Annotated in this window: 19 protein-coding genes and 8 tRNA genes; 8 read left to right on the top strand and 19 right to left on the bottom strand. The window is 61.0% G+C overall.

The genetic code is table 11. The features are described 5' to 3' along the window. Positions 1 to 101: 101 nt before the first annotated feature. The 12 genes from SKZ59_RS18860 to SKZ59_RS18805 form a co-directional block, all read right to left on the bottom strand. Complete coding sequence (locus SKZ59_RS18860) at positions 102 to 677, bottom strand: elongation factor P (protein ID WP_034758247.1); 576 nt, start codon at positions 675 to 677, stop codon at positions 102 to 104. A gap of 135 nt (positions 678 to 812) precedes the next feature. Further along, on the bottom strand, positions 813 to 1,982 hold the full coding sequence (earP, locus tag SKZ59_RS18855; RefSeq protein WP_319992613.1) for an elongation factor P maturation arginine rhamnosyltransferase EarP: 1,170 nt from the start codon (positions 1,980 to 1,982) through the stop codon (positions 813 to 815). A gap of 94 nt (positions 1,983 to 2,076) precedes the next feature. Continuing rightward, positions 2,077 to 2,152, bottom strand: a tRNA-Glu gene (locus SKZ59_RS18850). 66 nt (positions 2,153 to 2,218) lie between these two features. Further along, positions 2,219 to 2,294: transfer RNA gene (locus SKZ59_RS18845), tRNA-Glu, on the bottom strand. 124 nt (positions 2,295 to 2,418) lie between these two features. Continuing rightward, a tRNA-Glu gene (locus SKZ59_RS18840) sits at positions 2,419 to 2,494 on the bottom strand. A 328-nt stretch (positions 2,495 to 2,822) separates the two neighbouring features. After that, positions 2,823 to 2,898, bottom strand: a tRNA-Ala gene (locus SKZ59_RS18835). Positions 2,899 to 2,945: 47 nt separating this feature from the next. Next, positions 2,946 to 3,021: transfer RNA gene (locus SKZ59_RS18830), tRNA-Glu, on the bottom strand. A gap of 36 nt (positions 3,022 to 3,057) precedes the next feature. Then, positions 3,058 to 3,133: transfer RNA gene (locus SKZ59_RS18825), tRNA-Ala, on the bottom strand. Positions 3,134 to 3,265: 132 nt separating this feature from the next. Beyond that, positions 3,266 to 3,341, bottom strand: a tRNA-Glu gene (locus SKZ59_RS18820). A 67-nt stretch (positions 3,342 to 3,408) separates the two neighbouring features. Then, a tRNA-Ala gene (locus SKZ59_RS18815) sits at positions 3,409 to 3,484 on the bottom strand. 124 nt (positions 3,485 to 3,608) lie between these two features. Continuing rightward, positions 3,609 to 5,015 (bottom strand): glutamate--tRNA ligase, encoded by a 1,407-nt coding sequence (gene gltX / locus SKZ59_RS18810; protein WP_319992612.1) that lies wholly within the window; start codon positions 5,013 to 5,015, stop codon positions 3,609 to 3,611. A 155-nt stretch (positions 5,016 to 5,170) separates the two neighbouring features. Continuing rightward, the gene (locus SKZ59_RS18805) at positions 5,171 to 6,082 is read right to left on the bottom strand and encodes a LysR family transcriptional regulator (protein ID WP_319992611.1); all 912 of its coding nucleotides are present in this window, start codon (positions 6,080 to 6,082) and stop codon (positions 5,171 to 5,173) included. Positions 6,083 to 6,230: 148 nt separating this feature from the next. On the opposite strand from SKZ59_RS18805, the gene lysA reads away from it, so the two are divergent. Next, the gene (gene lysA / locus SKZ59_RS18800) at positions 6,231 to 7,475 is read left to right on the top strand and encodes a diaminopimelate decarboxylase (protein ID WP_034758299.1); all 1,245 of its coding nucleotides are present in this window, start codon (positions 6,231 to 6,233) and stop codon (positions 7,473 to 7,475) included. Between the two features lie 62 nt (positions 7,476 to 7,537). Beyond that, positions 7,538 to 9,112, top strand: coding sequence for a phospholipase D family protein (locus SKZ59_RS18795; RefSeq protein WP_319992610.1), 1,575 nt, complete (start codon positions 7,538 to 7,540; stop codon positions 9,110 to 9,112). Between the two features lie 208 nt (positions 9,113 to 9,320). Here SKZ59_RS18795 and SKZ59_RS18790 read toward each other — a convergent pair whose 3' ends face one another. The 3 genes from SKZ59_RS18790 to apbC form a co-directional block, all read right to left on the bottom strand. Continuing rightward, positions 9,321 to 10,997: an alkaline phosphatase family protein gene (locus SKZ59_RS18790; RefSeq protein ID WP_319992609.1), complete on the bottom strand. Its 1,677-nt coding sequence runs from the start codon at positions 10,995 to 10,997 to the stop codon at positions 9,321 to 9,323. 139 nt (positions 10,998 to 11,136) lie between these two features. Continuing rightward, positions 11,137 to 11,544, bottom strand: coding sequence for a DUF4399 domain-containing protein (locus SKZ59_RS18785; RefSeq protein WP_319992608.1), 408 nt, complete (start codon positions 11,542 to 11,544; stop codon positions 11,137 to 11,139). A gap of 87 nt (positions 11,545 to 11,631) precedes the next feature. Next, complete coding sequence (gene apbC / locus SKZ59_RS18780) at positions 11,632 to 12,720, bottom strand: iron-sulfur cluster carrier protein ApbC (RefSeq protein WP_034758315.1); 1,089 nt, start codon at positions 12,718 to 12,720, stop codon at positions 11,632 to 11,634. 160 nt (positions 12,721 to 12,880) lie between these two features. Here apbC and metG point away from each other — a divergent pair, with 160 nt between their 5' ends. The 5 genes from metG (at position 12,881) to panC (ending at position 17,697) form a co-directional block, all read left to right on the top strand. Next, the gene (metG, locus tag SKZ59_RS18775; protein WP_072454786.1) at positions 12,881 to 15,037 is read left to right on the top strand and encodes a methionine--tRNA ligase; all 2,157 of its coding nucleotides are present in this window, start codon (positions 12,881 to 12,883) and stop codon (positions 15,035 to 15,037) included. Positions 15,038 to 15,056: 19 nt separating this feature from the next. Continuing rightward, the gene (locus tag SKZ59_RS18770; RefSeq protein WP_034758490.1) at positions 15,057 to 15,536 is read left to right on the top strand and encodes a GNAT family N-acetyltransferase; all 480 of its coding nucleotides are present in this window, start codon (positions 15,057 to 15,059) and stop codon (positions 15,534 to 15,536) included. Between the two features lie 107 nt (positions 15,537 to 15,643). After that, positions 15,644 to 15,853, top strand: a complete 210-nt coding sequence (locus SKZ59_RS18765) for a DUF3460 family protein (RefSeq protein ID WP_035826611.1) — start codon at positions 15,644 to 15,646, stop codon at positions 15,851 to 15,853. 17 nt (positions 15,854 to 15,870) lie between these two features. Continuing rightward, positions 15,871 to 16,803, top strand: a complete 933-nt coding sequence (locus SKZ59_RS18760; RefSeq protein ID WP_319992607.1) for a ScpA family protein — start codon at positions 15,871 to 15,873, stop codon at positions 16,801 to 16,803. Positions 16,804 to 16,857: 54 nt separating this feature from the next. Beyond that, the gene (gene panC, locus SKZ59_RS18755; protein WP_219329834.1) at positions 16,858 to 17,697 is read left to right on the top strand and encodes a pantoate--beta-alanine ligase; all 840 of its coding nucleotides are present in this window, start codon (positions 16,858 to 16,860) and stop codon (positions 17,695 to 17,697) included. Between the two features lie 39 nt (positions 17,698 to 17,736). On the opposite strand, the gene SKZ59_RS18750 is transcribed toward panC, so the two are convergent. Both SKZ59_RS18750 and SKZ59_RS18745 read right to left on the bottom strand, forming a co-directional pair. Then, on the bottom strand, positions 17,737 to 18,189 hold the full coding sequence (locus SKZ59_RS18750) for a hypothetical protein (protein WP_139248389.1): 453 nt from the start codon (positions 18,187 to 18,189) through the stop codon (positions 17,737 to 17,739). A gap of 98 nt (positions 18,190 to 18,287) precedes the next feature. Next, positions 18,288 to 18,470 (bottom strand): hypothetical protein, encoded by a 183-nt coding sequence (locus SKZ59_RS18745; RefSeq protein ID WP_319992606.1) that lies wholly within the window; start codon positions 18,468 to 18,470, stop codon positions 18,288 to 18,290. A gap of 12 nt (positions 18,471 to 18,482) precedes the next feature. Between SKZ59_RS18745 and SKZ59_RS18740 the strand changes: the two genes are divergently transcribed. Next, positions 18,483 to 19,235, top strand: a complete 753-nt coding sequence (locus SKZ59_RS18740) for an SDR family oxidoreductase (RefSeq protein WP_319992605.1) — start codon at positions 18,483 to 18,485, stop codon at positions 19,233 to 19,235. 75 nt (positions 19,236 to 19,310) lie between these two features. Here SKZ59_RS18740 and cheY read toward each other — a convergent pair whose 3' ends face one another. Further along, the gene (cheY, locus tag SKZ59_RS18735; protein ID WP_026132837.1) at positions 19,311 to 19,709 is read right to left on the bottom strand and encodes a chemotaxis response regulator CheY; all 399 of its coding nucleotides are present in this window, start codon (positions 19,707 to 19,709) and stop codon (positions 19,311 to 19,313) included. A gap of 147 nt (positions 19,710 to 19,856) precedes the next feature. Then, positions 19,857 to 20,927, bottom strand: a complete 1,071-nt coding sequence (locus tag SKZ59_RS18730; RefSeq protein ID WP_035826603.1) for a protein-glutamate methylesterase/protein-glutamine glutaminase — start codon at positions 20,925 to 20,927, stop codon at positions 19,857 to 19,859. Positions 20,928 to 20,985: the final 58 nt, after the last annotated feature.

Genomic DNA, 20,985 nt, shown 5'->3' with positions numbered 1-20,985 from the left:
GCAGTCCTTGCAAGCTAATAGTTGTGATAAGGAATTATTTTCCAAGCAAAAAAAACGCCGCCCGAAGGCAGCGTTTCTTGATGGTCCAGTACTGGAGCAAATCAGTTGCGTACGACACGCTTGTATTCGTTGGTGCGGGTGTCGATTTCGATGACGTCGTCCTGTGCCACGAACAGCGGCACTTGCACGGTGTGGCGGTGCGCGTCGATGGCGTTTTCGATCTTGGCTTCTTTCAGGACGTTGCCCGAGGTGTTGCCCTTGACCGCTGGCTCCGAGTACACCACTTGACGGGCGATGGTCGTAGGCAGTTCAACGGAGATAGCTTTGCCGTCGTAGAAAATGGCTTCGCATTCCATGCCATCTTTCAGGTAGTTCAGCGCTTCGCCCAGGTTTTCTTCTTCGATTTCGTACTGGTTGTACTCGGTGTCCATGAACACGAACAGCGGGTCGGCGAAGTACGAATACGTCACTGGCTTTTTATCCAGAACAACAACGTCGAACTTGTCGTCGCCGCGGAACACGTTTTCCATCGGGGTGTTCGTCAGAAGATTTTTCATCTTCCATTTGTAGGTGAAGCCCGTGCGGCTCGAACCGTTGACATCAGAACGCAACACGATCATTGGCTTGCTGTCGACCATGATGATATTGCCAACACGAATTTCTTTTGCGGGTTTCATAGGAATGTACGTAAAAAGTGGGTTGCATGAAGACCATCTGCCGCCTGTGCGCCATCAGCGCCGCAAGCTTGCGTTTGATCGGTTAAAAATACGTTAGAAATAACCGGGCATTTTACCTTAATTTTGGGCAAGCGCCTATCTCGTCGCGCCAGCGAACGCCAGCAGGTTACTTGCCAGATCGCCATTAGCCTGCATCTGCCGCTGCCAGGAATGCGCGCGCGCCCGGATGCGTGGCAGATCGGCCTGCAATGCAGGCCACAGCTGCGCCCACGGCAAGGCGTCCGCGCTGGCGCCATTCCAGGCCAGCGCCGCCTGCACCAGGCTGTCGATGGGACCGTCCGCATCCGCCGCATAGCCCTGCAGGAAGGCGCGCAATTTCACGTGATGCAAGTTTTCATCCTGCAAATAGATATGCCAGAGAAACGGCTGACCGGCCCATTGCGCGCGCACGAACGAGTCCTCGCCGCGCACCAGGTTCACGTCGCAGGCCCATAGCAGGCGGTCGTAATCGTCTTGCGGCACGAAAGGCAGCACGCGCACGGTAAGCGCGCCGCGCGTGCGCGCCGCACCGGGCACCGCCGCATCGTCGCCGATAAACGCTTGAACGGCATCGAGCGCGACGCCTTCCGGCACCAGGCACGTGATGGGCTCGCTGCCCGCCTGCCAGGCAGCAAACAGCTCGGCGACGGGAGCCGATGGATAGCAGAACAGCGACACTTTCAAGGCGCGCATGTCCGCCGCCGTCACGCCGAATTGCCCGAGGAATGCCGCCATGGCGGCGGCATCGGCCTGGAACGCCAGCCGCTGCTCGTCGAGCGCCGCTTCGCGCAGCAAGCCACCCGTTTTATCCGTGAAGCCGGGGAAGAAGAAATGCTTGATCATGCCGTGGCGCGGCGACGTCAGCGCATGGCAGCCCTCGACCCACTCTTCGGCCGTCAAGCCTTCCAGGTTCAGCCACACGGGCTGCGGCGAACACTGCGCCATGGCGGCGATATAGCCGGGCGGAATGTCGCAGGCAAAGAACTCGATGACGATATCGGCGATATCGGCGGGCGCAAACACGCCATCCTGGCCGCGCCAGTGGCGTATCGTGACGCCGGACACCTGCTGCGCCTCAACTGCCACGTCGATCGCGGGGCAAATGCGCTGAAAGCTGACAAGATCGTCGACCCACAGGGTGACGGCCACGCCGTGCTCGCGCTGCAACTGCCGCGCGAGGCGCCAGCAAATGCCGATATCGCCGTAGTTGTCGACGACTTTGCAGAAAATGGCCAGGGATGGCGCGCGATCGGTAGCTAATGGCATATTCAAAGGAGAAGAGAAAAGGTGACATGGCAACCCATAACAAAAAAGCCGCACTGTTACCAGGCGGCTTTGTTGTTGGCTGATTCAGCCGGTCTGGCGTCCCCAAGGGGATTCGAACCCCTGTACTCACCGTGAAAGGGTGATGTCCTAGGCCTCTAGACGATGGGGACAGAAAATCTGTCCTGAATGCGCTGCTTTGCATCCCGACCTGTTGCTTGTCTTACTGCTTGCGAATCTGGCGTCCCCAAGGGGATTCGAACCCCTGTACTCACCGTGAAAGGGTGATGTCCTAGGCCTCTAGACGATGGGGACAGAAATCTGTCCTGAATGCGCTACTTTGCATCCTGACCCGGTACTGCAGCAATATTGCAGAAACAAAAAAAGCCTGACTTGTCAGGCCCGTTCAGCACTGCACTCTTACTTTACAACGAAATCCTGGCGTCCCCAAGGGGATTCGAACCCCTGTACTCACCGTGAAAGGGTGATGTCCTAGGCCTCTAGACGATGGGGACCTGTGCTGGCTTTACTCTCAGCGGACTCTTCGTTGAAGGCTTTGCTTAGCCCCTCAAAAAAGCGTGCGCGAAGTATAGCATGGGGTGATTCACGAAATCAACTGCCGGGGGTTTTATTTTCCATCTTATTTGCAGGGATCCCGCTATGAGGCAGAAGATGCTCGTGCGATATATATGGATGTTGATTTGGGTCGACGGTGTTGTCGGATTACGCTGCGCTAATCCGACCTACGCCATATTCCCCCGAGGGTATGGTGGAAATACTTCGCCAAAATAAAAAAGCCGCTCGAGGCGACTTTGATTTATTCACTACCTGTTTCTGCGCTGTTGGTGGAGGTAAGCGGGATCGAACCGCTGACCTCTTGCATGCCATGCAAGCGCTCTCCCAGCTGAGCTATACCCCCCGGGCGCAGAAACACTGCTACTTCTTTACTACAACACCAGACTGAACTGGCGTCCCCAAGGGGATTCGAACCCCTGTACTCACCGTGAAAGGGTGATGTCCTAGGCCTCTAGACGATGGGGACCTCGGCACTACATTTACTTCTTTACCTCTGCGCTGTTGGTGGAGGTAAGCGGGATCGAACCGCTGACCTCTTGCATGCCATGCAAGCGCTCTCCCAGCTGAGCTATACCCCCGGGCGCAGAAATAATAAAAGCCGCACTTGGCGACTTTGTTCCACTACTTGCTTTCCATCCAGGTTCCGTTTTTACGGGCCTGAACTTACAACAATCAGTACAAACAACTGCCACTACTATACCACAACAACCTGGCGTCCCCAAGGGGATTCGAACCCCTGTACTCACCGTGAAAGGGTGATGTCCTAGGCCTCTAGACGATGGGGACCGCGGAACTTCCAAACAACATCTGCACCACTTCAACAACTAACAAAACCTGACTGCGATTTTGCTGCTGGTGGAGGTAAGCGGGATCGAACCGCTGACCTCTTGCATGCCATGCAAGCGCTCTCCCAGCTGAGCTATACCCCCGTTGGTGCAGAAACAAGAGTATAGCAAAGAAGTTTCACTCTGCAAATACCCTTTTTCGTCTATGAGCAACTTTTCATAGGGGCGGTTTCCGCACCGTATTTTTACGCGTATTTAAGAGCGGCGATTACAGCCACTTTGCCAGGCGCGCCAGCACGGTGTCGCGGCCGAAGATCACCACTACCTGGTCGATGGCCGGGGTCTGCAACTGGCCCGTCAAGATCAAGCGCAAAGGCATGGCCAGCAGCGGCATCTTGATGGTATTGGCGGCCAGCACTTCCTTGATCATGGCGGCGACGGCTTCCTTGCTCCACTCCACCATGGCGATGCGCTCGGCGAATTGCGCCAGCACGGGCTTGATGGCATCCGTGATGTGCTGCGCCACCAGTTCCGCTTCCGGCTGCGGCTCGCGGAAGAACAGCATCGAGGCGGCAGCCAGTTCATTAACCGTGTTGGCGCGCTCTTTCATCATGCCCAGCACTTGTGCCAGGTCCGGCGCGCCTTCGAAGACGGCGCCGGCAGCGACCATTTGCGGACGGGCCAGGTCAGCCAGGCGGCTGTTGTCGGCCTGCTTGATATAGTGGTTGTTCAGCCAGGCCAGTTTTTCATTGTTGAACTGGGCCGCCGATTTCGACAGGTGGTTCAGGTTGAACCACTCGCAGAACTGCTCGGTCGAGAAAACTTCATCGTCGCCATGGCTCCAGCCCAGGCGCGCCAGGTAGTTCAGCATCGCTTCCGGCAGAAAGCCCTGCGCCGGGTAATCCATCACGCTGACGGCGCCGTGGCGCTTCGACAGCTTTTCGCCATCCGCACCCAAGATCATCGGCAGGTGGCCGTACAGCGGCAGCGGTGCGCCGATGGCGCGCAGGATATTGATCTGGCGCGGGGTGTTATTGACATGGTCGTCGCCGCGGATCACGTGGGTGATCTGCATGTCCCAGTCATCGACGGCCACGCAGAAGTTGTACGTCGGCGTGCCATCCGGACGGGCGATCACCAGGTCGTCCAGCTCGCGGTTCGAGATCGTGATCGTGCCCTTGACCACGTCGTCCCAGCTCACATCGCCATCGAGCGGATTCTTGAAGCGCACGACGGGCTTGCGGTCGGCAGGAATGGCAGGCAGCGTCTTGCCCGGTTCCGGGCGCCAGGTGCCGTCGTAGCGCGGCTTTTCGCCAGCGGCGCGCATGCGTTCGCGCATCGCTTCGACTTCTTCCGGCGACGAGTAGCAGTGGTATGCAGTGCCTTCGGCCAGCATCTGCGCCACCACTTCACGGTAGCGGTCCATGCGCTGCATCTGGTAGAACGGGCCTTCGTCGTGGTCCAGGCCCAGCCACTTCATGCCTTCGATGATGGCTTGCACGGCTTCCGGCGTGGAGCGCTCCACGTCCGTGTCTTCGATGCGCAGCACGAAGGTGCCGCCGAAGTGACGGGCATACGCCCAGCTGTATAAAGCAGTGCGGGCGCCGCCCAGGTGCAGATAGCCGGTCGGGCTGGGAGCGAAACGGGTACGGACGGGAGTAGCGGTTGTGGTCATCGAAGTAATCAGGCTTGAATAAGTAAAACGCCATTTTACTACCTAAGCAAAGCCCTAAGGCAAACCCCGGGGGTCAGTCACTTCGTGATCGAAATGGGGCCCACTGGGTCCCATTTCCCCTGAGGGTCTGACCCCGGTCCTTCAAGGGGCTTGTCTTATAGTGCCAGCAGCCGCCTTTTCACCTCGTCCGCCTGCGCATGCAGCGCCTGCTCGAACAGGGCCACCAGTTGCGACAAGGGCCGGTGCAAAGGCTTGACCAGATTCACGGTGAACGGCAAGGACACGGCAAAGCGGCGAATCTGCAAGCCCTGCCCAGCATAATCGAGGGCCGTGAGCGGATTGACGATGGCCAGCCCCACGCCTTCGCGCACCATCGCGCAGACGGAAGCGGCGCTGTGCGTGTCGAGCGCCAGGCGCCGCTCCACGCCGGCCTGCGCGAAGATGGCGTCGATCTGCTGGCGATACGGGTCGACGGCGGCCAGGCTGATGAAAGGCTGGCCCGCGAAGTCCGCCGGCTGCAGCACGGCCTTGCCGGCGAGCGAATGGCCGTCGGGCAGCACGCACACTTCATCGACGGACATCAGGGTGGCGAGCGCCGTACCCGGCGGGGCATTGTCCACTTCCGTCAGGCCGATATCGTGGCGCTGCGCCGACAACCACTCTTCCAGCAGCGGCGACTCCTGCGGCGTGATGCTGATGCTCACCTTGGGAAAATCGGCGACGAAGCGCTTGCACGCCTGCGGCAGCAAGGACTGGGAAAACACGGGCAGGCAGGCGATCGACAACTGCCCCTGGTCGAACTGGCGCAGGGCCGCCGCCGTGCTGACGATGCGTTCGAGGCCGAAGTACGCGCGCTGCACTTCCTCGAACAGCTGCAGCGCCTGGGCCGTCGGACGCAGCCGCCCCCGCTCGCGTTCGAACAGGGTCAAGCCCGTCAAATGCTCGAGGCGCGCCAGCTCGCGGCTGACGGTGGGCTGCGACGTGTGCAGCATGGCGGCGGCGGCCGTCACGCTGCCCGTCGTCATGATGGCGCGAAAGACTTCGATATGGCGCAGGGAGATAGTCATGTCCATATCATAAATGAATAAGGTCAGCTTAAATGGATATTTTATGTTTAGCGAAAAAACCCGCATCATGGCCAGCATCGTAGGTCGGATTGGCGGGCAAAGCCCGCGTAATCCGACACCACCCCACAACATGACAAAGACAGCCACCATGAAACCAGTGCCAGACGCCACCCTCGCCCAACTCGCCCAGGAACACGGCACGCCATTGTGGGTGTATGACGCGGCCACCATCCGCGCGCGCATCGCCCAACTGGCGCAGTTCGACACCGTGCGCTTCGCGCAAAAGGCCAATTCGAACATCCATCTTCTCACCCTGATGCGTGAAGCGGGCGTGCACGTGGATGCCGTCTCGCTGGGCGAAATCGAACGCGCGCTGCAGGCAGGCTTTACGCCGGCGCAAACGCATGGCGCCGCCGGCGTGGTGTTCACCTGCGACCTGTTCGACCGCGCCACGCTGGCGCGCGTGGCGGCGGCAAAAATCGAAGTCAATTGCGGCTCCGTCGACATGCTGCGCCAGCTGGGCCCCGTGTCGCCCGGCCACCGCGTCTGGCTGCGCATCAATCCCGGTTATGGCCATGGCCACAGCAACAAGACCAACACGGGCGGCGAAAACAGCAAGCACGGTATCTGGCATGAAGAGCTGCCGGAGGCGCTGGCCGTCATCCGCGCGCATGGCCTGCACCTGGTGGGCCTGCACATGCACATCGGCTCGGGCGTCGACTACAGCCACCTGGAAACCGTCTGCGGCACCATGGTCGACCTGGTCAAGAACATGGGCCACGACATCGAAGCCATTTCCACGGGCGGCGGCCTGTCCGTGCCTTACCGCGAAGGCGAACAGCCGGTCGACACGGACCACTACTTCCAGCTGTGGGATGCGGCGCGCAAGCAGATCGAGGCGCACCTGGGCCATCCCGTGCACCTGGAAATCGAACCGGGCCGCTTCCTCGTGGCCGACGCGGGCTTGCTGGTGGCCGAAGTGCGCGCCACCAAGCAAATGGGCGGCAACCACTTCACCCTGCTCGACACGGGCTTCAATGAACTGATGCGCCCCGCCATGTACGGCAGCTACCATGAAATGTCGGTGATCGCGCATGACGGCCGCGCGCTGGACGCCAGCCCCGCATGCGCCACCGTCGTCGGCGGCCCCTTGTGCGAATCGGGCGACGTGTTTACCCAGCGTGATGGCGGCGTGGTCGAAACACGTCTGCTGCCAGCAGCGCAGGTGGGCGACTACGTGGTCTTCGAAGGCGCGGGCGCGTATGGCGCGTCCATGTCGTCGAACTACAACAGCCGCCCCCATGCGGCCGAATACCTGGTCGATGGGGAGCAATCCCGCCTGATCCGCCGCCGCCAGACGGTGGCCGAACTGATCGCGCTGGAACAACTGTAAAACCGCGCCCGCGTGCGGGCATGCGCATCTGCTAACATCGTGCAACTCGATGAAAGCCCGCCATGCCCGTTCCCGCACTACCCTCACGCAGCGCCAGCCTGCGGCTGCTGCCTCTGCTGCCCCTGCTGCTGTCCGCCGTCCTCGCCGGCTGCGCTTCACTGCCCTCGCTGGAAGGCCGCGTCCCTTCCCAAGTCGTCACCGATACCGCGCACACCCAACTGGCCACGGCCATTGCGCCCATGGTGGCGCAGCATCCGGGCGTGTCCGGCATCTATCCGCTGGTCGACGGGCGCGACGCCTTTGCCGCGCGCGCCCTGCTGGCCGCCGCCGCCCAGCGCAGCCTGGACGTGCAGTACTACATCTGGCACAAGGACATCACGGGCACCCTGCTGTTCGACGCCCTGCGCCAGGCGGCCGAACGGGGCGTGCGCGTGCGCCTGCTGCTCGACGATAACAACACGGCGGGCCTGGACCAGATCCTGACCATGCTGGGCAAGCAGCAGAATCTGGAAATCCGCCTGTTCAATCCCTTCCTGCCCCGCGCTCCGCGCGCGCTGGCCTTTGCCACGGATTTTTCCCGCCTCAACCGGCGCATGCACAACAAATCGTTCACGGCCGATAACCAGGCCACCATCGTCGGCGGGCGCAATGTGGGCGACGAATATTTTGGCGCGGCCGGCGACGTGCTGTTTGCCGACCTGGACGTGCTGGCCATCGGCCCCGTTGTCGATGACGTCTCGCACGATTTCGACCGCTACTGGAATAGCGCCTCGGCCTACCCGGCCAGGCTGCTGCTGACCAGCCCAGTCGAAGGCGACGCGGCCACCATCGCCGCCGAGGCGGACCGCATCGACGACACCAAGGCGGCCGAGGAATACGTGCAGGCGCTGCGCACCTCGCCCTTCGTCAAGCAGATGATGGAACGCACCCTGCCCTTCGAATGGGCCAGGACGCGCATGGTCAGCGACGACCCGGCCAAGGTGCTGGACAAGGCCAGGCCAGGCACGGGCGTAGCGGAAAACCTGCAAAACCTGCTGGGCGTGCCAAAAAAGGAAGTGGACCTGGTATCGCCGTATTTCGTGCCCGGCAAATCGGGCACGCAAGCCTTTGCCGACCTGGCGAAAAAAGGCGTGGGCGTGCGCATCCTGACGAATGCGCTGGAAGCGACCGACGTGGCGGCCGTGCATGCCGGTTATGCGAAGTGGAGGAAACCGCTGCTGGAAGCGGGCGTGCTGCTGTACGAATCGCGCCGCTCGTGGGAAGCAGGCGATGCGCGCGAGCAGACGGGCCGCTTCGGCAGCTCCGCATCGAGCCTGCATGCGAAGACCTTTGCCGTCGACGACCAGCGCATCTTTGTCGGCTCGTTCAACTTCGACCCGCGCTCGATCGAGCTGAATACGGAAATGGGCCTCGTCATCGACAGCCCCGCGCTGGCCAGCCAGCTGGGTCTAGCCATGCGCACCACGATCCCGCAGCGCGCCTACCAGGTACTGTTGGGCGACGACGGCGCACTGTACTGGATCGCCCGCGACGCCAGCGGCGCCACCACGCGCTACGACACGGAACCGGGCACCAGCGTGTGGAAGCGCATGGGCGTAGCGATTCTGTCGGTGCTGCCGATCGATTGGTTGTTGTAAGCGGTTTTGCCAACGTTGTTGTCGGATTACGCGGGGCTTTGCCCCGCTAATCCGACCTACGCTCTTCACAAGGCCAAGGCCGGTCGTGTTGGTGGCGGCACCGAAACGCAAACAACGCCGGTCAAATTGGCGGCGGCGCCGACATGCAAACCCCGTAGGTCGGCTTAGCGCGCAGCGCGTAAGCCGACAACACCACTGCCCAAGAGCCTTAGCGCACCGCTTCCGTCAAAATCCGCCCTTCCGACGCCGACGGCTGGCGTATGCGCAGCAGATGGGCCAAGGTCGGTGCGATGTCGACCACTTCCGCGTACTGGCCATAGGCGCCCGGCTTGATCCAGCGGGGGCCGAAGACCATCAGCGGCACGTTGGTGTCATAGGTGTATGGCGTGCCGTGCGAGGTGCCGCCACTGCCCTTGCCGAAGTACCAGGCCGGCTTTGTGACGACCATCAGGTCGCCCGACAGCTGGCGGTTCCAGGCGCGACGCATCAAGGTGTCCATGCGCGTGGCGACGGCTCCCGTTTCCATCTGCGTGCGCGTGTAGACTTGAGCCAGGCCGTCCTGCTGCATCAGAAAGCGGGCCGCCGCGTCTTCCAGGGCGGCGCGATGGACGCCGCTCTTTTCCGCCAGCGCGTAATCGAGGTAGATATTCGGCAGCGACGACGCCGTCACCAGCTTGTCGATGCCCAAGGTTGCGGCCAGGTGCTGGTTCAGCGCATAGACCAGTTTGGCGCCGTCGATGCGCTTGGCGGAGAAGCCGCGCGTTTCGGAAAATTCCGGCACGTTGGCGAAACCATGGTCGGCCGTCAGCACCACGAGCACGTTATCCATGCCGACTTTTTTATCCAGGTCGGCAAAGAAGCCGGCCAGCATGCGGTCCAGGCGCTGCAGGTGATCATGCGACATTTTGCTTTCCGGGCCGTAGGCATGGTTCACGTAGTCGTGCGCGGACAAGCTCACGCCGAGGATATCAGGCACGCCGGCCGGGTTGCGGCCCAGGTTTTCGCCATCGATGGCGGCGCGGGCGAATTCCAGGGTCAGCTCGTCGAGGAAGGGGCCGGATTTCAGGCGGCTGTAGTACTCGCCATCGAGCTTGCCGCTGTCGCTGTAGTAGGCAAACGGGAAGGTGTTGCGCGTGCCCGGCTTGGCAGCAACAAGATCATCACGGGCGTCGCGCGCATAGGCCGAATCGGCCAGTAGCGGCGTCCAGCTCTTGCCGTAATAGCGGTCCTGCGGTTTGGAGGCCTGGTAGCGCTGCACCCATTGCGGGTGCTGCTGCATATAGTAGGTGCTGCTGGCGAAGTTGCCCGTCTTTTCCATGTACATATAGGCCGTGCCCGTTTTCCCGGCCAGCAGGATGGCGCCCCGGTCCTTGCCCGACACGGTGACGACCTTGGCCTTGTCACCCGTCGAATAACGCAGTTCGTCGCCCAGGGTGCTCACGCGCAGCCTGGTCGGCGCCGTGCCGTCGTCGGGTTGCGTTTCTTCGCCGATGTAATGGAAATTGCCATCCTCGGTGCAGTACACGGATTTCTTCGTGACGGGATCGATCCAGTTATTGCCGATCACGCCATGCTGGTACGGGTAGGCGCCCGACAGCACGGCCGAGTGGCCGATGGCTGTGACCGTGATGCCATGCGCCTGGTGCGCATCGCTGAACCACGCGCCCTGTTCCAGCAGGCGGCGGAAACCGCCCTGGCCGAACTGGTCGCGGTAGCGCGTCACCTGCTCTTGCGGCAAGCCGTCCACCACCAGCACCACGACCAGCTTCGGCTGCGCCGCAGTATTGGGCATCGCCTTGGCCGCATGCACGTGGCACGCCGCCACGCCAGCGGCCAGCAGCAGCGCCTGTGCCAGCTGCCGGGAAAGGGAGAAAGGTTTCGTCATATCCGCTCATCAAAAGTTAGGCCACCGGGCAGCATACGCCGACTATATGACGCAATGATGACAGAAGCAATAACAAGAAAAAGGCCGGGGCCCATTGCTGGAACCCGGCCCGATGCCGAAACAGATGAATTTGCCTGGCTTACTTGACCGTCACCTTGATGCTTTTGGCAAGCTCCGGACCATACGACTGGTGTGCGCCGTTGGCGAACTGCATCGTCAGGGTGTACTGGCCCGGCGGCAAGGTGACGTCCGTTTCCGTTTGTCCTTTGCCGAAATGCAAATGCTTTTCGTCCATGGGTATCATTTCGCCCGCCTTCATCGGCCCCGTATTGATGAGCAGATGATGGTGGCCCGTCTTGGCCGTCATGTCGCCGGCCGGCTTGACGTCCATGCCACTGACGGCAAACTTGACCTTGAACGGGCTCGTCACTGTCGCGCCATCGGCTGGCTCGACGAAAGAAACGGATTGCGCCAACGCGCTGGCGGCCAGCAGGCTGCCGGCGATCACGGCGGCTGCTTGACGCAGGAATACGGTGTTCAATTGCATGATGTCTCCTCTTGTTAAATAACAACACGGACTGCATGAAACCATATTCCTGCTGACCTTGGCGCATGGGAGCGCCAAGCACAACAATTAGTCGTTCTTGATGACGATGCTTGGGAACTTGCTCGTCATATCCTTCGCCTTTTCCGCCACCTTGATCGCGATGGTGCGGGCGATCTGCTTGTAGATCACGGCGACGGGGCCTTCCGGCTCGGCCACGACGGTGGGCGTGCCCGAATCCGTTTGCTGGCGAATCGCCATGGTCAACGGCAAGGCGCCGAGGAATTCCACGCCGAAGTCCGCGCACATCTTCGCGCCACCGCCGGCGCCGAAGATTTCTTCCGCATGGCCGCAGTTCGAGCAGATGTGCGTGCTCATGTTTTCCACCACGCCGAGGATAGGAATGCCGACCTTCTCGAACATTTTCAAGCCCTTGCGCGCGTCGAGCAGCGCGATATCCTGCGGCGTCGTGACAATCACGGCGCCCGTGACGGGCACTTTCTGCGACAGGGTCAGCTGGATGTCGCCCGTGCCTGGCGGCATGTCGACGATCAAATAATCGAGGTCGCGCCAGTTGGTCTGGTCGAGCAATTGCTGCAAGGCTTGCGTGACCATCGGGCCGCGCCACACCATCGGCTCGTCCGGATCGATCATGAAGCCGATCGAGGACACTTGCAGGCCGTGGTTTTCCATCGGTTCCATGCTCTTGCCGTCGAGGGTCTTCGGCTGGCCGCTGATGCCCAGCATCATCGGTTGCGACGGGCCGTAGATATCGGCGTCGAGCATGCCGACGGTGGCGCCTTCAGCCGCCAGAGCCAGGGCCAGGTTGACGGCCGTGGTCGATTTGCCAACACCGCCCTTGCCGGAAGCGACGGCAATGATGTTTTTCACGTTGCTCATCGGCTTCAAGCCGCGCTGCACCGTGTGCGAAATGATTTTCGACGACACGCCCACGCTGACGTTGCCCACGCCCGGCAGCACGCGCAAGGCGGCCAGCACGGATTTGCGGATCAGGTCGATCTGGCTTTTGGCGGGGTAGCCGAGCTCGATGTCGAGGGAAATATCATCGCCGTCGACCTTCAGATTCTTGACGGTTTTACTGGAAACGAAATCTTTATGTGTATTTGGATCAATAACCTGGGCCAGCGCGGCCTTGACGTCTTCTACTGTGATGCTCATGTAAATCTCCGTGTGTACTACATATGTGCAATACGCGCAGTCTAGCGCAAATTTGCATGGTGCGATGGCGGCAAAAGCATCACTTGCCGGCCCTGCATCTGCTCATATTGCCTTTCCGCTGTTAAAATGTCCTATTATCCATCCCAAAAGTGCATCAATCATGACTCGCAAGCTGTTCGTCACCACTGCCCTGCCTTACGCAAACGCCGCTTTTCACATTGGCCACATCATGGAATACATCCAGGCCGATATCTGGGTCCGGTTCCAGCGAATGCAACGCGATGGCGCAGCCGGCCGTGAAGTGCACTTTGTGGGCGCCGACGATACGCATGGCACGCCCATCATGATCGCCGCCGAAAAGGAAGGCATCACGCCGCAGCAATTCGTCGCCAACATCGCGGCCGGCCGCGCCCAGTATCTCGATGGCTTCCATATCGCCTTCGATAACTGGTATTCGACCGATTCGCCGGAAAACGTCGACCTGTCGCAATCGATCTACCGCAAGCTGCGCGATACGGGCCTGATCGTCACGAAAACCGTCGACCGCTTCTTCGACCCGGTCAAAGGCATGTTCCTGGCCGACCGCAACATCAAGGGCGAATGCCCGAAATGCGGCGCCAAGAACCAGTACGGCGACAATTGCGAAGTGTGCGGCGCCGCCTACCAGCCGACCGACCTGGTCAACCCGTTCTCCGTGTTTACCAACGCGACGCCCGTGATGAAGCCGTCGGAACAGTATTTCTTCAAGCTGTCCGACCCGCGCTGCTTCGAATTCCTCAAGGATTGGCTCAATACCCCAGGCCGCTTGCAGCCGGAAATGGTCAACAAGGTCAGCGAATGGCTGGGCGAAGCCGGTGAAAAGCTGGCCGACTGGGATATCTCGCGCGATGCGCCCTATTTCGGCATCCCGATTCCCGATGCACCAGGTAAATTCTTCTATGTGTGGATGGATGCGCCCGTCGGTTACCTGGCCAGCCTGAAAAACTATTGCGACAAGAAGGGCATCGATTTCGACGCCTTCCTGAATGACCCGTCGACGGAACAGATCCACTTCATCGGCAAGGACATCGTTTCCTTCCACTTGCTGTTCTGGCCCGCCATGCTGAAGTTCGCCAATCACCCGGTGATCGACAAACTGAAAGTCAATGTGCACGGCTTCCTGACGGTCAACAACGAAAAAATGTCGAAGTCGCGCGGCACGGGCATCTCGCCGCTGCGCTACCTGGACCTGGGCATGAACCCGGAATGGCTGCGCTACTACATCGCCTTCAAGCTGAACTCGAAAGTGGAAGACCTGGACTTCAACGGCGAAGATTTTGTCGCCCGCGTGAACAGCGACCTGATCGGCAAGTACGTGAACATCGCCAGCCGCTGCGCCGGCTTCATCGCCAAGCGTTTCGACGGCAAGCTGGCATCGACGCTATCGGAAGGCGCGCAAAGCTGGATCAACCGCGCGCTGACGGTGGACGCCAACGGCGTGATCGTCGAGCGCCAGGCCAGCATCGCCGCGCACTTCGAAAACCGCGAATTCGGCAAGGCCTTGCGCGAAATCATGGAAATCGCCGACATCACCAACCAGTATGTCGATGAAAACAAGCCGTGGATTCTGGCCAAGGACGCGGACAAGACCGCGGAGCTGCACGACGTGTGCACGACGGCCCTGATCCTGTTCCGCCAGCTGACGATCCTGCTGTCGCCGGTCCTGCCGGGCGTGGCGAAGAACGTGGCATCGTTCCTCAACGACGCCGAGTTTACTTGGGCCGACACGCAGGTGTTCGGCGACGCCGTCTCGAACAGCATGCTGGGCCGCACCATCGGCGCCTACAGCCATTTGATGACGCGCATGGATGCGAAGATGATCGAAGCGCTGTTCGACGCGCCACAAGCGGCCGCCGCCATTGCCGCGCCGGCCGGCGACGCCGCGAATGACGCCGCAGCTCCAGTGGCAGCCGCTGCCGCCATCGAAGAACTGGCGCCCGAGATCAAGATCGACGACTTCCTCAAGGTCGACCTGCGCATCGCGAAAATCGTCAACTGCGAACTGGTCGACGGCTCGGACAAGCTGCTGCGCCTGACCCTGGATGCGGGCGAAGGCCGCTTGCGCAATGTGTTCTCCGGCATCCGCTCGGCTTACCAGCCGGAAGAACTGGTCGGCAAGCTGACGGTGCTGGTGGCCAACCTGGCTCCGCGCAAGATGAAGTTCGGCATTTCCGAAGGCATGGTCATGGCCGCGTCCGCCGCCGACGAGAAAGCGAATCCGGGCATCTACATCCTGAACCCGTGGCCGGGCGCCGAACCTGGCATGCGCATCCGCTAAGCGCCCACAAGGACCGATGATGAATATCGTGGTGCGCGAAGCAACAAATGCCGATGCACAGCTGATGGCCGAGCTGACCCGCGCCGCATGGGCCGGCAAGGTGGCAGCCTCGTCCAGTGGACACCACGAGACGGCCGAGCAAGTGGCGGAGCAATTGCGCCACGGCGGCGGTTTTCTGTTGCTGATCGACGACATTCCAGCCGGTTCGCTGCGCTGGATGCCGCTCGACAGCGACCCCGCCATCTGGAAGATTTCACGCATGGGCGTGCTGCCCGCCTACCGGGGCAGCCACGTCTCGCAGCACTTGCTCGAAGCCATCATTCATCACGGCCTGTCGTGCCAGGCCGAGGAATTGCGCCTGGCAGTGCGGCGCGACCAGCGCAAGCTGATCGATTTTTATGCGGCCTTCGAATTCGACCTGGCCGAAGAACTGGAATATTCGCACGCCAACCCCGCAGAACCGGCACCGATGGTGATGCGGCGTTTGCTGCGTTATTGATTTTTAGCAATTTCGCCCCGGACTTGCCGATACAACAACCCGCCAAGCCGCACGGCGCGGTAAAATACGGCCGGCTGACCTTACCCATAAGACACTCAGAAGAGAATATGAAACTGCCTGCAAAACACACCAACTACGTATCCGACCACACCTTGTTCATCGCCGAACTGAAGGCCAAGAACCCTGGCATGGAAGCGGGCCAGCAAGCGGGCCGCGCCCTGCTGTGGGACAAGCCGGCCGTCAGCATCGATGAGCAGGAACGCCAGCTGGCGTCGGCCGTCAAGCAACAGGCTTACGTTTACCAGAACAAGAACTAAGATCTGGAACCGGCACGATGTTGCCTGAAGATTCTGCAGTCACGCCGGAAGCCGACACCTCCGGCGCCAGCGCAGTCATCGAGTCGCCCCCACCTGTCGCAGACGGCGACGGCAGCGGCGACCCTGCAGCATCTGCAACAACGGTAACGGACGCGGCGCCCGCCGCCGACCCGCTGGGCATCGCCCGCCTGTATGGCGAGCCGATGATGCGCATGCCGACGGATTTGTACATTCCGCCGGACGCGCTGGAAATCTTCCTCGAAGCCTTCGAAGGCCCACTCGACTTGCTGCTCTACCTGATCCGCAAGCAAAACTTCAACATTCTCGATATTCCGATGGCGCAGGTGACCCTGCAATATCTGAAATATGTCGACCAGATCCGCGTGCGCAACCTGGAACTGGCCGCCGAGTATCTGTTGATGGCCGCCATGCTAATCGAGATCAAGTCGCGCATGCTCTTGCCTTCGCGCAAGAGCGACGTCGAGGAAGATGGCGGCGACCCCCGTGCCGAACTGGTGCGCCGGCTGCTCGAATACGAGCAGATCAAGCTGGCCGCCTACGACCTGAACGCCATCCCCCAGTTCGAGCGCGATTTCGTGCGCACGCAGATTTTCATCGAGCAAAGCCTGACGCCCACCTGGCCCGACGTGGAACCGGTGGACTTGCAGCAGGCGTGGCTCGACGTGCTGAAGCGGGCCAAGCTGACCCAGCATCACCGCATCAGCCGCCAGGAACTGTCCGTGCGCGAGCACATGTCGAGCATCCTGCGCCACTTGCAATCGTCGCGTTTCGTCGAGTTCAGCGAGCTGTTCGACATTGCCGGCGGCGTGCCCGTGGTGGTGGTCAACTTCGTGGCCCTGCTGGAACTGGCCAAGGAAACCCTGATCGAAATCACGCAGGCAGAACCGTTTGCCCCCATCTACGTCCGGCTGGCCTATTCGCCCGCCTGACCCCTTCCCTTTGTCACTGACCACCGTACAACGGGGTTTTAGCGAAAGCAATCCATGAAAATTATTTCCGACATCGAAGAATTGCGCGACCAGCTCAGCGGACAGCTGCGCACGGCGTTCGTCCCCACCATGGGCAACCTGCACGAAGGCCATCTGTCGCTGATGCGTTTGGCGCGCAAGCATGGCGACCCCGTCGTCGCCTCGATCTTCGTGAACCGCCTGCAATTCGGCCCGAACGAAGACTTCGAGAAATATCCGCGCACCATGGCGGCCGACATCGCCAAGCTGGAAAAGGAAGGCGTGTACGTGCTGTTCGCGCCGACGGAAAAGGAACTGTACCCGGAGCCGCAGGAATACCGCGTGCGCCCGCCCGATGACCTGGGCAATACCCTGGAAGGGGAATTCCGCCCCGGCTTCTTCGAAGGCGTGTGCACGGTCGTCACCAAGCTGTTCTCGTGCGTGGGTCCGCGCGTGGCCGTGTTCGGCAAGAAGGATTACCAGCAGCTGATGATCATCCGCAACATGGCGCGCCAGTTCGCGCTGCCGACGGAAATCATCGCTGCGGAAACCTACCGCGCGGAAGATGGCCTGGCCTTATCGTCGCGCAATATGTATTTATCGGAAAGCGAACGCGCGGAAGCGCCGGAACTGTACAAGGGACTTAATTTCGTGGCCGAGGAAGTGCGCAAGGGCAATCTGGCCGTGGGCGAACTGGAACAGGCCAGCATGCAGCTGTTGAACAGCCGCGGCTGGAAATCGGACTACATCGCCGTGCGCAAGCGCGCCAACCTGCAAGCACCGAGCGCCGCCGAACTGGCCGCCGGCGAGCCACTGGTGGTGCTGGCCGCCGCCAAGCTGGGACAAACCAGATTGATCGACAACCTGGAAATCTAAGCGCAATCACAACGGGGCCATTCGGCCCCGTTTCTTTCTCTACTTCTCCATCCCCACCAGCTTGAGTTCGGCAAACAGCGGCTTGTTGCTGCCGCGCGCCGCTTGCAACATGTCGTAGCTGGCCGCATCGAGCACGATTTCCTCTCCCGCCCACAGCTTGCGCTGGTTCGCAGGCAGCCTCAGGCTGCGCAGAATGGCACGTACCTGGGCAGGATCGGCCGCCAGCAGGCGAATGGCGCGCGCATGGCGCTGCGTACCCGTGAGGATGGGCAAGCCGCCCTCGGGGCCGCTCTGGCTCAGGCTGACATAATCCTGGCCGCCCACACGGTGCAAATAGGCATGCCGGCCATCGCCTTCGGCAGGCGGCTGCGCGGCCGGCTCCTGCATCTCGACAGAAGCGACAGGTGCAGCGGTGGTTTGCTCAAGGCTCACGCCACAGGCCGCCAACAGGGCCGTGCTCAGGGCGAAAAATAATACGGGTGCTCGACGCATCGTGCGCTCCTTCGTGTCGGGGTCGGGGACAGAGGTGGAATACTGCAGCGATCATGGGCCAAATTATTTGACGTGTAAAGTTAACTTTAGGAAATATTTCATTCCTTTGCGCAATCTCCTAAAACCTGCGGAATCTTGCCTGTCCCGCCAGGCAGGCCAGGCATCATTGTTAATGCAATTTGCACATTGAAATCAAAACCGCCATCTTTATCCAGCCATGAATAAAGATCAAAATGATGGCACTGGCTCGCGGCAACAGCATGCGGACCTCCCACCATCACAGGAGAACATCCATGAACACAACATCCAACTCTGCCAAGGTAGCCATCGTCACGGGCGCCTCGCGCGGCATCGGCGCGGCCATCGCCCGCCGCCTGGCACGCGACGGCATCCAGGTCGTTGTCAACTACGCCAGCGGCAAGGATGCGGCGGACGAGCTGGTGGCAGCCATCGTCGCGGAAGGCGGTGCCGCCATCGCCGTCAAGGCCAACGTGGCCGATGCGGGCGAGGTGCAAGCGCTGTTCGATGCGGCCGAAGCGGCTTACGGCGGCGTCGATGTGCTGGTCAACAACGCCGGCATCATGCCGCCCGCACTGCCCACCCTGGCCGAGACCGACGACGCCACCTTCGACAGCCTGTTCGCCATCAACGTCAAGGGCAGCTTCAACACCATGCGCCAGGCGGCGACGCGCTTGCGCCACGGCGGCAGCGTCGTCAATTTCTCGACCAGCGTGATCGGCCTGGCCCTGCCCGGCTATGCCGTCTACGCCGCCACCAAGGCGGCCATCGAGACGATGACGAATATCTTTGCCAAGGAACTGCGCGGCAAGAACATCACCGTCAATGCCATCGCCCCCGGCCCCACGGCCACGGCCCTGTTCTTGAACGGCAAGACGGAAGAAACGATAGCGCGCATGGCCAAGATGGCGCCCCTGGAACGCCTGGGTACGCCGGACGATATCGCCGCAGCCGTGGCTTTTTTGGCCGGGCCGGATGGCCGCTGGGTGAATGGACAAACGTTACGTGCGAATGGCGGCGTGGTGTAAGCAAGGCGCGAACTGACGAAAAAAACGCTGCCGGTTTGCACGGGCAGCGTTTTCTTGATAACGGTCAAGCCTGGATCAGGCGCCGGCTTTTTCCAGCTTCTCGAAAATCTTGTTCAGCTTTTCATCGAGGGTCGCGGCCGTGAACGGCTTGACGACATAACCGCTGGCGCCAGCTTGCGCGGCGGCGATGATGTTTTCTTTTTTCGCTTCGGCGGTGACCATCAGCACGGGCAGCTTGGCCAGTGCGGGATCGGCGCGGATATGCTGCAGCATCGTCAGGCCATCCATGTTTGGCATGTTCCAGTCCGACACGACGAAATCAAACGATTCCGCGCGCAGCTTGGCCAGGCCCATCACGCCGTCTTCCGCCTCATCGACGTTGGCGTAACCCAGTTCCTTCAACAGATTCCGGACAATGCGGCGCATCGTCGAAAAATCGTCAACGACTAAAAATTTCATCTTTGGATCAGCCATGAATAACTCCGTTGTTTCTGTAGCGGTTTGTTAATAATATCGACATGAATGCCGACATTATGGTCGACACTACGGCAGCAAGTTGTAGGATAGCATTTTCGTTGCTTTTAGGCGAACAAACTTGCCTCAGATCATATAAAACGTGGCTTACACGCGCAAAGCACGCATACCATGCGCCGCCAGGTGTCCCAGCACCATGCCAGGCAGCGCCGTCAAAGCGCCGACCTCATGCGTAGCACCGACAGCGATCGCCTCGCGCGGCATGCCGAACACCACGCAACTGGCTTCATCCTGCGCAAAATTATACGCTCCTGCGGCCTTCATCTCCAACATGCCTTGTGCGCCATCCTTGCCCATGCCGGTGAGGATCACGCCGACGGCATTTTTACCGGCCGATTGCGCGGCCGAACGGAACAGCACATCGACGGACGGGCGGTGGCGGTTCACCGGTTCGCCCTGGTCGATCTTGGTCATGTAGTTGGCGCCGCTGCGCGTCAGGGTCAGGTGCGAATGGCCGGGCGCGATGTAGGCGTGGCCGGGCAGCACGCGTTCGCCGCCTGCCGCTTCCTGCACCGAAATCTTGCACAGCGAATCGAGGCGGCGCGCGAACGAGCGCGTAAAGCCTTCCGGCATGTGCTGCGTGATCAGGATGCCGGGGCAATCGGACGGCATCTGCATGAGGAATTCGCGGATCGCTTCCGTGCCGCCCGTCGAGGCGCCCACGATGATCAGCTTTTCGCTCGACGTCAATGGACTGCGCAGGGCAGGCAGCGGCGCGGCCACCTTGTCGCCGGCCGACGGCAGGGTGCGCGCGCGGATGCGCGCCTTCGAGGCGGCGCGGATCTTGTCGGCGATCATGTCCGTGTACTCGCGCATGCCACTCTGGATCGAAATCTTCGGCTTGGTGACGAAATCGACGGCGCCCAGTTCCAGCGCGCGCATGGTGATTTCCGAGCCGCGCTCGGTCAAGGACGACACCATCAGTACCGGCATCGGGCGCAAGCGCATCAGTTTTTCCAGGAAGTCCAGGCCATCCATCTTCGGCATCTCGACGTCGAGGGTCAGCACGTCGGGATTGGTCTGCTTGATCATCTCGCGCGCCACCAGCGGATCGGGCGCCGCGCCCACCACTTCCATGTCGGGCTGGCTGTTTACGATTTCCGTCATGACGCTGCGGATCAGCGCCGAGTCATCCACGATCAATACCTTGATCTTCATAGTTATCCTTCCAGGCCTTGCGGCCCGTATTCTTTATTAAATTAGTACACCGGACAAA

Source organism: Janthinobacterium sp. GMG2, from assembly GCF_033949445.1.
Taxonomy (GTDB): Bacteria; Pseudomonadota; Gammaproteobacteria; order Burkholderiales; family Burkholderiaceae_D; genus Janthinobacterium; species Janthinobacterium aestuarii.
Note: the sequence above shows the minus strand (reverse complement) of the source record. Positions and strands in the feature narration are given on the sequence as shown.